Genomic DNA, 14,598 nt, shown 5'->3' on the forward strand with positions numbered 1-14,598 from the left:
TAATGGACAGCGCGCCGAAGCAAGTGCTCCGGCGATCAGGAAATCTCCCGCCGGAACGGCGGCAGCGCATTGAGAATAGCCTTGCCATAGCGCTGGGTGACCAGGCGCCGGTCAAGCAAGGTGATGATGCCGCGGTCCTGTTCGGTACGCAGCAACCGACCGCAGGCCTGGATCAGCTTGAGCGAGGCGTCGGGCACGGCGATTTCCATGAACGGGTTGCCGCCGCGGGCCTCGATCCATTCGGCCAGGGCAGCTTCGACCGGGTCGTCGGGCACCGAGAACGGAATCTTGGCGATGACCACGTGCTCGCAATAGGCCCCCGGCAGGTCGACCCCTTCGGCGAAGCTGGCCAGGCCGAACAGCACGCTGTGCTGGCCGTCGTCGACCCGGGCCTTGTGCTTGTTGAGGGTTTCCTGCTTGGACAGGTTGCCCTGGATCAGCACCAGTTTGCGCCAGTCCCGGTCCAGGCCGTCGAACACATCCTGCATTTGCTTGCGTGACGAGAACAGCACCAGCGCACCCCGGGCCCCTTCGACGATACCCGGCAGCTCACGGATGATCGCCGCCGTATGCGCGGTAGCGTCGCGCGGGTCGGCTTGCAGGTCAGGCACCCGCAGCAGGCCGGCATCGCCATGCACGAACGGGCTGGGCACCACACAGGTGACGGCATCGCGCGGTAACCCCGAGCGCATGCGGAAGCGGTCGAACTTGCCCAGCGCGGTCAGTGTGGCCGAGGTCACCAGCGCGCCATGGGCCACGCTCCACAGGCTGCGGCGCAACATTTCGGCAGCGAGGATGGGGCTGGCGTTGACTTCGATGTCGAACAACGCCCCGCTTTCAGCCAGGGTGAGCCAGCGCGCCATCGGCGGGCTGTCTTCCGGGTCTTCGGCGGTAAAGGCCGTCCACAGCTCCCAGTTGCCCTGGGCACGGGTGACGAGGCTGCCGAACAGTGGGTACCACTCTTCGGCCTGGTGGCTGGCGATACCGATGCTGACCTCGCCGTCCATGCCCTCCTTGAGCAGGTCGGCCAGCCGCGTGAAGAGATCGTTGAGCCGGGCAAAGCCCTTTTTCAGCTCAATGCCGACCTCACGGATCTGCTCCGGTACCACGCCACCTTCGAAGCGGTAACGCGGCCGTTCGCGGCCTTCGGTGTCCTCGCTCGGGCGGAAGTCGGCTACCTGTTCGCACAGGGTGAACATGAACTGCTGTTGGGTGCGGACTTCCCGCGCCAGCTCCGGCACCTGCTCGATGTATTTGCCCAGGTCCCCCGGCAGCGGGTGCTGGGCCAGCAGTTTGGTCAGGTTCTTGGCGGTCTGCTCCAGCCAATCGGCGGTGGAGCGAAGCCGCGAGTAATGGGCGAAATGGCCGATGGCCTTGTCTGGCAGGTGGTGGCCTTCGTCGAATACATACAGGGTATCGCGCGGATCGGGCAATACCGCGCCGCCGCCCAGGGCCAGGTCGGCCAGTACCATGTCGTGGTTGGTGACGATCACATCGACCTTGCCCATCCCCTCACGGGCCTTGTAGAACACGCACTGCTGGAAGTTCGGGCAGTGGCGACCAGTGCACTGGCTGTGGTCGGTGGTCAGCCGGGCCCAGTCCTGGTCCTCCAGGGCCTCGGGCCAGCTGTCACGGTCCCCGTCCCAGCGGTTGCCGGCAAGCTTTTCGATCATGCTGTTGAATAGCTTCTGGCTGCGCTCATCGACTTCGATGTGGAAGCCTTCTTCTTCGAACAGCTGGGCAGTGGCCGACTGGGCATGGCCTTCCTGCAGCAGGATGTCGAGTTTCGACAGGCACAGATAGCGGCCACGGCCCTTGGCCAGGGCGAAGCTGAAGTTCAGCCCGCTGCTGCGCATCAGGTCGGGCAGGTCCTTGATGACGATCTGCTCCTGCAGGGCCACGGTCGCGGTGGCGATCACCAGGCGTTTGCCGGCGGCCTTGGCGGCCGGGATCGCGGCCAACGCATAGGCGACCGTCTTACCGGTACCGGTGCCCGCCTCCACCGCCACCACGGCAGGCTCGCCGGCACGGCGGCCTTCATCGTCGCAGGGAATGTCGCCAAGCACCTTGGCCACTTCGGCGATCATCAGGCGTTGGCCATAGCGCGGCTTGAGGCTCTTGGCTTCGAGAAAACGCGTATAGGCGCCCTGGATGGTGGCTTTGAGTTCGTTGCTGATCATGGTCTGCAGACGCCCGTAGGGCTGGATATATTTTCAGTGTTTCGCATGGGGCGGCTATCATACCCCGCTATTGCCTATCGTGCCGCATGGAGATCCAGATGCTCGCCTTTACCCTGCCCTACACACTGCATGTTCTGGCCGCCCTGGTATGGGTTGGCGGCATGTTCTTCGCCTGGCTGGTGCTGCGCCCCGCCACGGTTACAGCCCTTGAGGGGCCTGCGCGCCTGCGCTTGTGGGTGGAAGTTTTCCGACGCTTCTTCGTCTGGGTCTGGCTGGCGGTGGCGATCTTGGCGATAAGTGGTATCGGCATGTTGCACCTGCGCTTCAGCGGGTTCGAGACTGCGCCGAAGTACGTTCACGTGATGGTCGGCGGCGGGATCGCCATGTTCGCCTTGTTCATGCGCATCCAGGCCTTGCTGTTGCCAGAGTTGAAAGCGGCGGTACAGGCGCAGGACTGGCCCACGGGTGCGGCGGTGCTGGCCCGCATTCGGCGAATGGTGGGCATCAACCTGTTGCTGGGGCTGGCCGTGGTCGCGGTGGCCAGTTCGCGGCTGGTGATCTGATCGCAGGCAGCCCTTCGCCTGGCGGGCTGCCTGCGCGGCCGGTGGGTGGGGCCCATGGCGACAACGCCGCACCCAGGCCCCTGCACACGGTTCAGAGGCGCTGCAGGATCAGCTCGCCCGCCGCCCCCGCCAAGCCCGGCTGGCCAGGCTGCCCCGGTCGGCCATTGGCACCGGCATCGGTGCGGTACACCAGGCAACCCTTGCTCGCCCCACCTTTGCCGGCCTTGCCAGGCTCACCGGGCTTGCCCGGCGCCCCGCCATCGAGGCGCACCACGATGTGCTCCTGGGCAAAGCCTTGCGGCAAGCTCAGGCGTATGCGCCCACCTGCTGCACCATCATGGCCGTTGCCGCCATCATCGCCATTGGCCCCGCGGCTGGCCTGGCCCCAGGTGCAGCCGCCGGCCTGGCCATTGCCGCCGTCGAGCCCAGCGTAGCCCGGTGCACCGGCGCCGCCCCGGGCGTCGATGACCAGCTGCTGGGCATCCAGCTCCGCCAATACCAGGTCCAGGCTACGCCCGGGGCGGGCTGCCCGCTGGTAGCTGCCCGCAGCGCCGGTGGCACTCAACTCGCTGCCCTCGCCCAGGCGCGCGCTACGCACGTCGATCAGCAACGGCTGCTCGCCAGGGGCCACGACAATCCGCGCATCACGCCCCAGCTCCAACTGGTCGACCTTCAATTGCGCCAGCGACGCAGGCAGCATCAGGGTGGCAGCATCGGCAACACGCAAATGCTCAAGGTGTACGCTGGCCGACTTGCTCGGCAGGCGCAGCATGGAATTGGCAGCAACCTCCAGGCTTTCGGCGTGGGCAAAGGGGGCAGCCAACAGGGCAAGCAGTATCAGATTACGCATTTCGCAGCGCCTCCTGCGCACGGGGAATGGACATGACGTGGAATATCCCCGTCAACAGAATTTGCAGGCGATCGAACCAACGGTGGCTGCGCCCGCGCAAGCTGCCATTGAAGAACAGAATTTCCAGCAGATGCAGGCTGAGCACAACGATGCCTAGGGCATTGATCAGCAGATTGAAAGGCAACGGCTGGGGCAGCAACTGGTTGAACAACACCACGCCCCAGAATGCGACTGTCAGGACCTTGCCCAGGCCCAGGATGAACTTCATAACCCCGCCCCCATTGATTGTTGTTATGGCGTGCCGGCCCGTTCGCGCCGGCCGTGCGCTCCACATTAACTGCAATGCCAAGGCAGGCGCCAGCACCCGTCAGCTGAGGTGCAGTTCCACCCGTCGGTTGCGCGCGCGCCTTTCCTCGGTTTCATTGTCGGCGGCGCTGAGAAAGCGCCCGTGCCACTGCGCAAGGCACGGGCGCACGCCGAACTAGCGCTGGATCTTGATCTCGGTACGGCGGTTCATGGCACGCCCTTCGGCCGTGGCATTGTCGGCCACCGGCTGGGTTTCACCGGCCCCCACCACCGACACGAAGCTGCTGCGCGGTACACCGCTCTGCACCAGGTAGTCGGTCACCGAGTGGGCACGGCGCTCGGACAGTTTCTGGTTGTAGCTGTCGGAGCCGACACTGTCGGTATGGCCGCTGACACTCAGGCGGGCAGAGGGCGCTTCCTGTTTCAGCCGCGTGGCAATCGTGTTGAGGCGCTCCTTGTCAGTGGCAGTCAGGCGTGCAGAGTCGAATTCGAAGTGCACATCACGAATGACGATGACTTCTTCCTTCTCCACCACCACCACTTCCTCGACCACCGCCGGCGCAGCTGGCGGGCAGCCGTTGGCATCGACCTGCACACCCCGTGGGGTGCCCGGGCACTTGTCGCGGCTGTCCGGCACGCCATCGCCATCTTCGTCGCCATCACCATGGGCCCAGCAATAACCTGCCGCCAGGCCGCCGCCCAGCAACGCGCCCCAGCCAGCCCAGCTGGAACTTTCGATAGCGCCCAGCGCGGCGCCACCGACACCCCCGACGGCGGCACATTTAGGCCAGTCGGTTTTTTGCAAACCTGCACAACCAGTCAACACACTGGTGAGCAGTACCAGGGGTAACGCTGTGCGTACTATGCTCATTTCATTGCTTCTCCTAGGGGGAATCGGCATAAGGCCGATCTCTGGGAGTAAAGACCGCGCATTCCAATGCTGCCAGCAATTAGCCACGACGCGGTCACATGCCTCTATGCCCGCACGCTGCAGCCGGCTAGTCTTGGACGACTTGAACGAGGATTGGCAATGACCGCAGGTTTTTCCCAACGTACCCCGCAGCAGGCCCTGGCGGCCCTGCTCGAACGCTTCACCCCGCAACGCCTGCTGTTGGTGGGCACCCGCTTCCCGGCGCTGGACGCCTTTGCCCAAGCGCACCCGCAGGTGACCATCGCTACCGCTGCGCCAGGGCCACTGCCTGCCGAACTGGCAGCCCAGCGTTTCGACCTGGCGTTGCTGGTGGACTGCCTGGAACACCTGCCCAAGCGAACCGGCCTGGAGTTGCTGGGCGGCATTCGCAACCTCAATGCCAGCCGGGTTGCCGTGCTGGCCGACCTGGCGGCGTGCAGCTGGCAGGACACCGACTTTTTCGCCCTGGCATTGTCAGCCAGCGAGAAATTCTGCCGCGATGAGCAGGTGTTGAGCCTGTTCACCTATGATCTGCATGATTACAAGCAGGTCCCGGACTGGCTCAACGCCAGGTTCTGGGCCAACCCGGAAATGTTCGGGAAGTACTGGTGGTAAACCCATGAATATCAAGGGCTTACCTCACCATGACCACCAGCATTGCTATGCCCGAGCAGGGCCAAGTGTCACCAGCCTGTCACCAGCCTTGTCACCAAAGACCAGATCAGCACCTATCTGTCTGGCATTACAGGCGCTCAGGGATCTACTACCTGAGGGTCCGTCCACGGGGCTGTTCCGCCCGTAGTCTCACCATCTCTCTCAGATCTACCGATAGGCCGACCGCTATGCAGTTCTCCAAGGACATCCTCAAGACACTGGCTGTCTTCCACCTCGACCGCCCTGAGGCTTCGTGGGAGGACCTCAAGGAACGTCTCAAGGAGATCGCTGAGGACGCGCTACAGGGCCATAGCGAGGACTCACGGGGCCTCTACATGGAAATCTATGACCAGATGAGCAACCACCTCGCAGAGGCAGCCTCAACCGGTCGGTTCAATGCGAGTCAACAACGAGCCATAGGCACCGGTCAACGTATGCTCAGGGCTGCTCAAGACCGCCTTGATGGTCGCCCGCAGGACCTCACGGAGATCATTGGGGAGCTATCTTGTGGCACGTCTGTAGCCCCTTCTGTGTCCCTATCTGTATTACCGTCTGGCGAGCCGACAACCTTTGAGACCCTCTCAGGGCTCTATCTGGCTGAGCGCAAAGGCAACGTCACCGCCACCACTCACAAATCAGTTACGTCAGCTTGCCGAACCCTCAGCGGGCTCCTTGGAGACTTGAACCTCAAGACCCACACTCGGGCCGATATGGTGGCGCTCAAGGAGAAAATCATTGATGGTCGCAAACCTCTGACATCTAACAAGCTACTAACTCAGCTATCAACGGTGATGAGCTGGGCGGTAAATAACGGTTTCCTTGAGCGCTCCTTTGATAAGGGCTTGAAGATTGAGCGAGGCGCTGAGAGCACTCGCAAGCCTCTGACTCAGGATCAGGTGATCACAATCATGGATCACGCGAATGGTCTGGCTATTGACGACTGGAAGCGCTGGGCGTTGTCCCTTGGGGTTCTTACAGGTGCCCGTATTGGCGAGATCTACCAGTTGAACAAAGAGGACATCAAGCAGGTGGACGGAATCACCGTTATCGACATCTGAATCGCCCCTGGTTTCGTAGACACCTCCAAGCCTCATAATGAGGCCCAAATAGGAGGTGCCATGAGTCGTCAGCGTTACCCCGAAGAATTCAAGATCGAAGCGGTCAAGCAAGTGACCGAGAAAGGCAAACCCGTCGCCGATGTCGCCCAGCGCCTGGGCGTGTCCGTGCATAGCCTTTACGCCTGGATCAAGGTCTACAGCAAGCCCCAAGAGCAGCGTCAGCAAGACGACGATCAGCAGGCCGAACTGCGCAAGCTGCGCGCTGAACTCAAGCGCGTGACGGAAGAGCGAGACATCTTAAAAAAGGCCGCCGCGTACTTTGCCAAGGAGTGCGGCTGAAGTACGCCTTCATCAAGAAGCACTCGACTGATTACCCGGTGCGGCGCCTTTGCCAAACCCTCAAGGTGCACCCCAGCGGCTACTACGCCTGGCTGGCCGAGCCTCAATCTGCCCGAGCAAAAGAAGATCAACGTCTGCTTGGCTTGATCAAACACGCTTGGCTAGAAAGCGGAGGTGTATACGGCTACCGCAAAATTCACGATGACCTACGTGAGCTGGGAGAGGAATGCGGACGAAATCGAGTCGGGCGCTTGATGCAGGCGGAGGGGCTGCGTTCGCAAACGGGCTATCGGCGGCGTCCAGGGTTTTACGGTGGAAAACCAACAGTGGCCTCGCCCAACCACCTCGCGCGGCAGTTCAAGGTCAGTGAGCCGAACAAGGTCTGGGTGACAGATATCACTTACATCCGCACCTATGAAGGATGGCTCTATCTGGCGGTAGTGCTGGATCTGTTCTCACGCCAAGTAATTGGTTGGTCAATGAAGCCAAGGATGTGCAGCGACCTGGCTATCGACGCAATGTTGATGGCTGTGTGGCGACGCAAGCCACAGCAGCAAGTGATGATTCACTCAGATCAAGGTAGTCAGTTCAGTAGCTCAGATTGGCAAAGCTTCTTGAAGGCTAACAATGTAATCAGCAGCATGAGCCGGCGGGGAAACTGCCACGACAATGCCGTAGCCGAGAGCTTTTTCCAGCTTTTGAAGCGGGAGCGAATCCGACGAAAGATCTACACAACCCGTGAAGAAGCCCGAAGTGATATTTTCGATTACATCGAAATGTTCTATAACCCTAAACGCCGACACAGCAGTGCTATGCAGCTGTCTCCAATAGAATATGAGAAACGCTATTTCCTGAGCTTGGAGAGTGTCTAGGAAACCAGGGGCGATTCACTCACAGACGTTCGCTTTCACAAGTCACTCTAATCCCTCAAGGAGAACCCCATGGACCACCTACAGGCCCTCTACTGGGTCTGTCTGGCCGTGCAACTGGGGTTCTGGTTGTGGTCGCATAGACCACCCTAAGGCCCTTTGAGAATCTGACAGAAAAATCTGAAAGGTCACCATTACAAGACTTCCCGCGCTGGCTCCCCCGTAGGCCCTCGCATGGGTGCCGGTGGGCGCGTTAAGGACCCCGGTTAATTCACCCTTGCGGTCTTGCTGTCTGTCACCAACACTGTCACCAGCTTTGTCACCAAACTCCTTGAGGTCCTCTATGAAGCCCGCTACGCTTGGCCTGCCGCCATACCCCACTCAGTTCTGGGCCAACCCGGAAAACTTTGGCAAGTACTGGTGGTGATGATGAGTGTCTCGGTCTGCCCTTGTGGCAGTGGCAACCTGCTTGATGCCTGCTGTGGGCATTACCATGCCGGTACCCCCGCACCCGACGCCCAGACGCTGATGCGCTCACGCTACAGTGCCTACGTGCTGGGCCTGGTCGACTACCTGGTCGCCACCACCCTGCCAGCCCAACAGGCCCAGCTGGACCGCGCCGGCATGGCCGCCTGGAGCGCCCAGAGCACCTGGCTGGGGCTGGAAGTGGAAAGCGCCCAAGTGCTGGGCGGCCAGCCCGAGCATGCCTTTGTCACGTTCACCGCACGCTGGCACGACCCGGACGGCGACCACCAGCACCGCGAGTGCTCGGCATTCGTCCAGCACGCCGGGCGCTGGTACTTCATAGACCCCACGGTCGCGTTGAAGGCCGGGCGCAATGACCCTTGCCCATGCGCCAGCGGGCAGAAGTTCAAGAAATGCTGCGCCAGTTACATGGGGAACCGAGCATGATCGAACGCGCCCGTCTGCTGCTGCTCGGTTCGCTGCTGGCATTGCTGACGGGCTGCGCCAGTTGGAGCGCAGACGACTGGCGCCCGCCTGAAGTGCACCTGGTCGAGGTCGAAACGGTCAAGGCCAGGTTGCTGCAGCAGGAATTCGTACTGCACCTGGAGGTCATCAACCCCAACGACAGCCGTCTGTTCATTCGCAGCCTGGCCTATGCCGTGCGGCTCAATGACCTGCTGCTGGTGCAGGATGAAACCAGCCTGTGGCGCAGCGTAGGCGGCCACGACCGGCGAACCTTCAAGATCACCGCACGCACCAACCTCTGGCGGCAACTCAAGCCACTGGCCAAGCTGCTGAAAAGTGGGCAGCCGCTGCATTACACCCTGCAGGGCGACCTGGCCACTGGCCTGCTGATTCACCGGGACCTGCACTTATCGCGCAGTGGTGAGATAATCCCCGGCGATCACATCCCGGAGTAACCCTGCAATGTCCCAACAACCCCACGTTCATGGCCCTGACTGCAACCACGACCATGACCATCACCACGACCACGGCCATGTCCACGGCCCACACTGCAACCACGGCCATCAGGAGCCGGTACGCAACGCCCTGAAGGACGTTGGCCGTAACGACCCGTGCCCGTGCGGCAGCGAGAAAAAATTCAAGAAGTGCCACGGCGCCTGATCTAGCGCGTCTGTGGGGGTATGGCCCGCCGCGCCTGCTTCGCGCACCATGCCCCCGGTCCAGCACTGCCCGCCGTGCCTGGCGCTACGCGGCCTTGCGCCGGTTCGCCCCCAGCAAGTCCTGGTACCACAGGCCGGCGTCATAGGCGATTGTCACCAAGGTGGTCCCCGCATAGCGCGGCTGCTGGGCCATGCGCTGGGCAACCGCTAGGCAGGCGGCGGCAGTGTTACCGACGAAGACCCCGCTTTGCATATAGAACCAACGTTGCGCTGCCAACATTTCGGCATGCTGCACCTGCGCCCGTTCGTCCACCAGCGACCAGTCCAGAAATGGCGGGCTGACGCCTACCGCCATGCCTTCGAAGCGGTGATCGGTGAATACGCCAGCCTTGGAGTCACAGCCGTTGGGGTCGACCAGCACTGTCGACACCTCGAAACCGTGATCCTTCAGCCCCAGGGTAATGCCTGTGAAACTGGCGCCCGTGCCCGCGCAGCCAACGAACAGGATGTCCTTGCCGGCGCCCGCGTTGGTCAGTTGCAGCGCCAGTTCACTGGCTGTCTGGTAGCGGTGCGCTTCGATACCCACCGGGTTGTTGAACTGGTCGGTATAGAAGTATGACTTGCCCAGCGCGGCCTGGTTTTCCAGGTGGTGCATCACCACGTCCTTGGGCGTGGCACCGGCCATCAGCATTTCCTTGCCAATCAGCCGGGCGCCGAAGCATTCCAGCAAGTCCCGTTTGGTCTGGCTGAAACTCAGCCCAACCGCCAGCTCGACGGCCACCTGATACGCGTGGCATGCCGCCAGCAAGCCGAAGCCAAAACTGCCGCCGGTTTTTTCGATGACCGTGGTCACCCCTGGGATGATGTCGCCGTTGCGCACGGCGTGCTCAACGATGCGCCGGGCGGCGCGGTACTTGTGGCTGCCACCGGGGTTGTTCATTTCCAGCTTGGTGTAGATGCGCTCGCTGACGTTGATGAGTTCGCTCATTTTCGGCTCCCTTCCATGGAAGTCTGCAGGCAGGCCTTGTTCTGCAACAGGCCAACGGTGGCGATCAGCAGGCCGATGCACAGGGCCATGCAGATGGCGTTGGTGCCGTCCCAGCCCACTGTGCTCAACAGCAGCGCGGGGCTGAACGCACCGATGGTGGCGCAGATGGCAATGCCCAGATCGTTCTTGCCCTGCATCTGCATCGCTGCCGGGCTGTTTTGCAGCGACTGCGCCAACAAGGCTCCGCCACCGACGTAGGTCAGGTTCCAGCCCAGCCCCAGGGCGATCAGCGCCACGGTCATCATGCTGTAGCTGTGCGACCAGATATTCAGCGCCGAGCAGCCGATCAACAGGGCCAGGCCCGCGCAGATGGTAGTCCGGATGCCCAGGCGCTGGATGATCGCCCCGGTGAAGAATGACGGGGCGAACATGGCGATCACGTGCCACTGGATGGCCAGGCGCACGTCGGTAAAGTCTTCGTGCATATGCTTCATGTGCATCGAGGCCTGGATCATCAGCAGGTTCATGATGCCGTAGCCCAGCGCCGCGACCGCCATTGCCACCAACACGCTGGGGCTCAAAGGCTCGCTGCGGCTGCTGGCCGACGTGGCAGCGCTGCCGGTTGCAGCGGCCAGGCCGGTGTCGTTGGGCAGGCACACTGCAATCAACAAAGACAACAGCGCCAGGCCGATGAACGCGGCATAACACAGCGAGAACAGTGGGTAGCCACCCACGTCGCGCAGCCACTCGGTGAGCGTCGGGCCCACCACGGCGGCAATCACGCCCCCGGCCACGACCAGCGACAGGGCTTTTGGCTTGAGGGCCTGGGAAAGGTTGTCGGTGGCGGCAAAACGGTTGAAGTTGGCGAAGGCGATGTAAACACCCAGCGCCGAGTGGCTGAGTACCAGCGTGGCAAAATGCTGGTGCTCCACCGCCAGAAAGCCGCTGACACCAGACACCGCCAGCGGAATGGCCCCCAGCATGAAGGCCTTCTTGCGGCCGATACGGCTCATCAACCTGGAAACCGGGTAGGTTGCCAGCATCAGGCACAGGAACTGGAACCCATACGGCACCGTCGACCATGCGGCGTCGGGGGCCAGTGCGGCGCCAACGATGGCCGCCATGGTCACCGACATCACGGCGGTGGTCAGGTTGATCGACTGGGCGGTGAAGTACAGGTAGGTGCGCCGCGGCAGGGTAGTGTTCATAAGGCATGCTCGTGGTAGGCGCCAAGGTCGATTTCGGCATCCGGGAACACGCAGATCAGGCGTTCCTTGCCTTTGCCCAGCCGTTTGCGCTTCACGCTCAGGCGCCCTATGCGCCTTGGCGAATCGAGGTGGGTGCCACCACACGGAATCTCGATGCCGTTGTAGGTCCACAAGCGTGCGTCTTCCAGCCCCTCGACGGCGTAATGCTCGATGGGCGCGTCGCCACCGATCAGTTCGTTGGCGCGCCGTTCTATCTCGATCACCTCCTCAGCGGTGAAGGCGTCCTCGACCAGAAAGTCGAACCGAGCCGTGTCCTCCTTGATGTGGCAGCCGATGGTCCACTGCTTCAGTTCCTCACGCAGGCCGATGGCAGCGGCATACAGGAAGTGGCTGGCACTGTGAGAGAGTGTTAGCCGCTCGCGCCGTTGAATATCGATGCTCACACGGGCAGGCATATCGACAGTCACTTCATCGAGCAAGTGCAAGTCGTCCGGGTGCACGGTGTGAATGATGATGCCGCCCAGTTTCCCGCCTTTGAAACCTTCCAGGCGAATAGGGCTGCCATAGAGTTTCTTGACCCAGACAAAACGCACCTTGCCGATCGGAAGTTCAATGATTCCATAATCAGCTTCCTGGCCACCGCCTTCTGGATAAGCCACGGTACTTTGCAACTCGATACCGTCGCTGTGCACACGCGTTACTTGCGTATTGGCAGCGGCCAGGTATTGATCCTTGTAATACAGTTTTTCGGTATTGCGCAGAACTTCGTAATTCAGAGCATTCATGACTCGAGTACCACCTGCAATGATGTTTTGACCTGCACCCGGGCGGCGGCAGGGATGTCTTTGGTAACGATGCAGCCCGGCCCGATGAAGGCGCCGTCACCAATGTGGATAGCCCCTAGCACGCTGGCGAACGCGCCGACCTGAACCCGGTCGCCCAGCGTCGGGTGGCGGGGGCTGGAAGGGTTGCCGCTGATGCCGCGGGCCCCCAGGGTGACGCCGCCGAGCACGTAGCAGTCGTCACCGATGGTCGCGGTTTCACCAATGACGGTGCCCATGCCGTGGTCGATGATGAAGCGCGCGCCAATACGGCTGCGGAAGTGGATCTCTGCGCCCGACAGCATCTTGCCGCGGCGCGAGATCATGGCGGCCAGGCACTGCCCACCGGCGCCATATACCGATGCGCCATGGCGGTACACCCAGTGTGCAAGCCGATAATGCAAAACCGCCGAATAGGAAGTATAAGTTCGGGCAATGAATACCAGGTCGCGGCCGGCGGCAGGGTCTTTGCTGGCGAATGCCAACAAGTCGTCATGGGCCTGTTCCGCCACCCGTTCAATAACATCGGTTTGTTTCAGCGCTTCGAATTCTTCAATTGAACAGCACTCCAGTAACGCCGAGGTCACAAGGTTTTTTACAACGTTGAATGACTCCAGTTCTTCAGGCACAGGAAGCCTGGCAATGACGGCTGATTGCATGTCCATAGGGTGCACGGCTCTATATCCAGTTGTCTGGTGTTTACAGACGTTAAACGGGCTGCCAGGGCTGGCAGCCGAAAGTTCCGACGAGGGAATAGTGGCAGGTAATGGCCATGTGCAAACGAACAGTCGACAAGCATTTCCGTTAACTGTTAGGCTTTTTTTTCTAACGGTTGGGAACCTGCCATGAGCACCTGCAGCCTTCATCAATTGCTCAAGCAACGCCTGGATGCAGGGGAATGGTTGCCTGGGCAGCGCATGCCCTCCATTCGCAAGCTCACGGCGGCGGTCGATTTCAGTTACCACAATGTGGTCTCGACCTATGCCCAGCTGGTCAGCGAAGGGGTACTGACCGCCTCGCCAGGGCGCGGCTACTTCGTCGCCAACCGCAGCCGGCAGGCGAACGTGATCCACGAACCCGAGTGCATGGCCGGCGACCCGCTGTTCCGGCTGCTGCAGGGCGGCCAGCACTACACCAAACTTGGCAGCGGCTGGCTGCCCCCGGCGTGGCGCGACACCGAGCTGCTGGCCAAGGCGATTCGGCGCACGGCGCGGCTGGAGCAAAGCTCCCTGGCCGAGTACGGCGATATCCAGGGCTACCTGCCCATGCGCAAACAGCTGTGCGTGCACATGAAACGCCTGACCCGGGTTGAAGTGCGCCCCAACCAGTTGCTGACCACGCTTGGCGCCACCCAGGGCCTGGACCTGGTCGCCCGGTTGCTGATCAAGCCGGGTGACCATGTGTTCGTCGACGAGCCGGGCAACGGCAACCTGATCAAGCTGATACAACTGGCCGGCGGCCAGGTGGTCGGCATCCGCCGAACCCAGGACGGGCCAGACGTAGAAGAAATGCGCAGCTACCTGGCCAGGCACAAGGTCAAGGCGTTTTTCTGCAACAGCACTTTCCACAACCCCACTGGCAGCAACATCAGCCCGCACAACGCCTTCAGCGTGCTGCGCCTGGCCGTGGAACACGAGTTCTACGTGGTGGAGGATGACGTGTATGGCGACTTCAGCCCGGCCGTGCGCCAGACGTTTGCCGAACTGGACAACCTGGACCGGGTCATCTACATCGGCAGCTTTTCCAAATGCCTGTCGGCGTCGTTACGGGTAGGTTTCATCGCCTGCTCGCAAGACCTGATCGAGCCGCTGACCCGCCTCAAGCTGCTGACCTGCGTGGCGGTGCCGGCGTTTTGCGAGCGTTTCGTCAACACCATCCTGTCGGACGGCACCTACGCCCGGCACATGAAAGATGTGCAGCAGCGGCTGATCCGCCAGCAAGTACAGACACAGCGTTTGCTGCTCGAGCGCGGCTGGCAGTTCGAGATCGCGCCGCAGGGTGGCATGTTCCTCTGGGTCTACCACCCGCAACTGCCTGACCTGCAGCCGTTGATGCGCAAGCTGGAACAACACAAGATCCTGCTGATGCCCGGCTCGGCGTTCGCTGTCAGCCGTGATTACCGGCGTTACGCCCGCATCAATTGCACGCATTTTTCCGATGCCCTGGCAGGGCACTTCGAGGTTTGACCCGCCACCGGCAAATAAACCGACCTGGGACCTTGCATGGCGCCTGCGCGCTCACTACCTTAGCGCCTTTGCAAACT

General features: G+C 61.8%; 16 protein-coding genes. 8 read left to right on the plus strand and 8 right to left on the minus strand.

The genetic code is table 11. The features are described 5' to 3' along the window. Positions 1 to 35: 35 nt before the first annotated feature. Positions 36 to 2,180, minus strand: a complete 2,145-nt coding sequence (gene dinG / locus AACG97_RS21905; protein ID WP_029887504.1) for an ATP-dependent DNA helicase DinG — start codon at positions 2,178 to 2,180, stop codon at positions 36 to 38. Between the two features lie 98 nt (positions 2,181 to 2,278). Here dinG and AACG97_RS21910 point away from each other — a divergent pair, with 98 nt between their 5' ends. Continuing rightward, the gene (locus tag AACG97_RS21910; protein ID WP_047149546.1) at positions 2,279 to 2,743 is read left to right on the plus strand and encodes a CopD family protein; all 465 of its coding nucleotides are present in this window, start codon (positions 2,279 to 2,281) and stop codon (positions 2,741 to 2,743) included. Positions 2,744 to 2,834: 91 nt separating this feature from the next. On the opposite strand, the gene AACG97_RS21915 is transcribed toward AACG97_RS21910, so the two are convergent. The 3 genes from AACG97_RS21915 to AACG97_RS21925 all read right to left on the minus strand — a co-directional run bounded on the left by AACG97_RS21915 (position 2,835) and on the right by AACG97_RS21925 (position 4,770). Then, positions 2,835 to 3,593: a collagen-like triple helix repeat-containing protein gene (locus tag AACG97_RS21915; protein ID WP_009684603.1), complete on the minus strand. Its 759-nt coding sequence runs from the start codon at positions 3,591 to 3,593 to the stop codon at positions 2,835 to 2,837. Further along, positions 3,586 to 3,861 (minus strand): DUF1145 domain-containing protein, encoded by a 276-nt coding sequence (locus AACG97_RS21920; protein ID WP_009684602.1) that lies wholly within the window; start codon positions 3,859 to 3,861, stop codon positions 3,586 to 3,588. The genes AACG97_RS21915 and AACG97_RS21920 overlap by 8 nt, the downstream gene beginning before the upstream one ends. Before the next feature lie 213 nt (positions 3,862 to 4,074). After that, positions 4,075 to 4,770 carry an OmpA family protein gene (locus AACG97_RS21925; protein WP_009684601.1) on the minus strand — a complete coding sequence of 232 codons (696 nt, stop codon included), beginning with the start codon at positions 4,768 to 4,770 and terminating at the stop codon, positions 4,075 to 4,077. Positions 4,771 to 4,929: 159 nt separating this feature from the next. Between AACG97_RS21925 and AACG97_RS21930 the strand changes: the two genes are divergently transcribed. The 6 genes from AACG97_RS21930 to AACG97_RS21955 all read left to right on the plus strand — a co-directional run bounded on the left by AACG97_RS21930 (position 4,930) and on the right by AACG97_RS21955 (position 9,319). After that, positions 4,930 to 5,424 carry a DUF6231 family protein gene (locus AACG97_RS21930; protein WP_009684600.1) on the plus strand — a complete coding sequence of 165 codons (495 nt, stop codon included), beginning with the start codon at positions 4,930 to 4,932 and terminating at the stop codon, positions 5,422 to 5,424. Between the two features lie 227 nt (positions 5,425 to 5,651). Continuing rightward, the gene (locus tag AACG97_RS21935) at positions 5,652 to 6,521 is read left to right on the plus strand and encodes a site-specific integrase (protein WP_225785943.1); all 870 of its coding nucleotides are present in this window, start codon (positions 5,652 to 5,654) and stop codon (positions 6,519 to 6,521) included. A gap of 60 nt (positions 6,522 to 6,581) precedes the next feature. Next, positions 6,582 to 7,732 (plus strand): IS3 family transposase gene (locus AACG97_RS21940; RefSeq protein WP_182275479.1). Its coding sequence is split into 2 segments (ribosomal slippage): positions 6,582 to 6,816 and positions 6,816 to 7,732, totalling 1,152 coding nucleotides; the frame shifts between segments, so codons are not numbered across the junction. 426 nt (positions 7,733 to 8,158) lie between these two features. After that, positions 8,159 to 8,641: a YchJ family protein gene (locus AACG97_RS21945; protein WP_009684592.1), complete on the plus strand. Its 483-nt coding sequence runs from the start codon at positions 8,159 to 8,161 to the stop codon at positions 8,639 to 8,641. Next, positions 8,638 to 9,114 carry an LEA type 2 family protein gene (locus AACG97_RS21950; RefSeq protein ID WP_009684591.1) on the plus strand — a complete coding sequence of 159 codons (477 nt, stop codon included), beginning with the start codon at positions 8,638 to 8,640 and terminating at the stop codon, positions 9,112 to 9,114. Before AACG97_RS21945 ends, AACG97_RS21950 begins: the two co-directional genes overlap by 4 nt. 7 nt (positions 9,115 to 9,121) lie before the next feature. After that, the gene (locus AACG97_RS21955) at positions 9,122 to 9,319 is read left to right on the plus strand and encodes an SEC-C metal-binding domain-containing protein (RefSeq protein WP_009684590.1); all 198 of its coding nucleotides are present in this window, start codon (positions 9,122 to 9,124) and stop codon (positions 9,317 to 9,319) included. Positions 9,320 to 9,403: 84 nt separating this feature from the next. On the opposite strand, the gene AACG97_RS21960 is transcribed toward AACG97_RS21955, so the two are convergent. Genes AACG97_RS21960 through AACG97_RS21975 form a run of 4 tightly spaced genes read right to left on the minus strand, consistent with a single transcriptional unit; the run spans position 9,404 to position 13,000 of the window. Next, positions 9,404 to 10,306, minus strand: coding sequence for a pyridoxal-phosphate dependent enzyme (locus AACG97_RS21960; RefSeq protein WP_029886591.1), 903 nt, complete (start codon positions 10,304 to 10,306; stop codon positions 9,404 to 9,406). Then, complete coding sequence (locus AACG97_RS21965; protein WP_009684587.1) at positions 10,303 to 11,514, minus strand: MFS transporter; 1,212 nt, start codon at positions 11,512 to 11,514, stop codon at positions 10,303 to 10,305. Before AACG97_RS21965 ends, AACG97_RS21960 begins: the two co-directional genes overlap by 4 nt. Next, positions 11,511 to 12,299 (minus strand): alanyl-tRNA editing protein, encoded by a 789-nt coding sequence (locus AACG97_RS21970; protein WP_029886592.1) that lies wholly within the window; start codon positions 12,297 to 12,299, stop codon positions 11,511 to 11,513. The genes AACG97_RS21965 and AACG97_RS21970 overlap by 4 nt, the downstream gene beginning before the upstream one ends. Further along, a complete protein-coding gene (locus tag AACG97_RS21975; protein ID WP_009684584.1) occupies positions 12,296 to 13,000 on the minus strand; it encodes a serine O-acetyltransferase in 705 nt (234 codons plus the stop codon). The genes AACG97_RS21970 and AACG97_RS21975 overlap by 4 nt, the downstream gene beginning before the upstream one ends. A 180-nt stretch (positions 13,001 to 13,180) precedes the next feature. Between AACG97_RS21975 and AACG97_RS21980 the strand changes: the two genes are divergently transcribed. Next, positions 13,181 to 14,521: an aminotransferase-like domain-containing protein gene (locus AACG97_RS21980; protein WP_009684583.1), complete on the plus strand. Its 1,341-nt coding sequence runs from the start codon at positions 13,181 to 13,183 to the stop codon at positions 14,519 to 14,521. Positions 14,522 to 14,598 lie beyond the last annotated feature (77 nt).

It is taken from the genome of Pseudomonas sp. Nvir (assembly GCF_963778085.1).
GTDB lineage: Bacteria > Pseudomonadota > Gammaproteobacteria > Pseudomonadales > Pseudomonadaceae > Aquipseudomonas > Aquipseudomonas juntendi.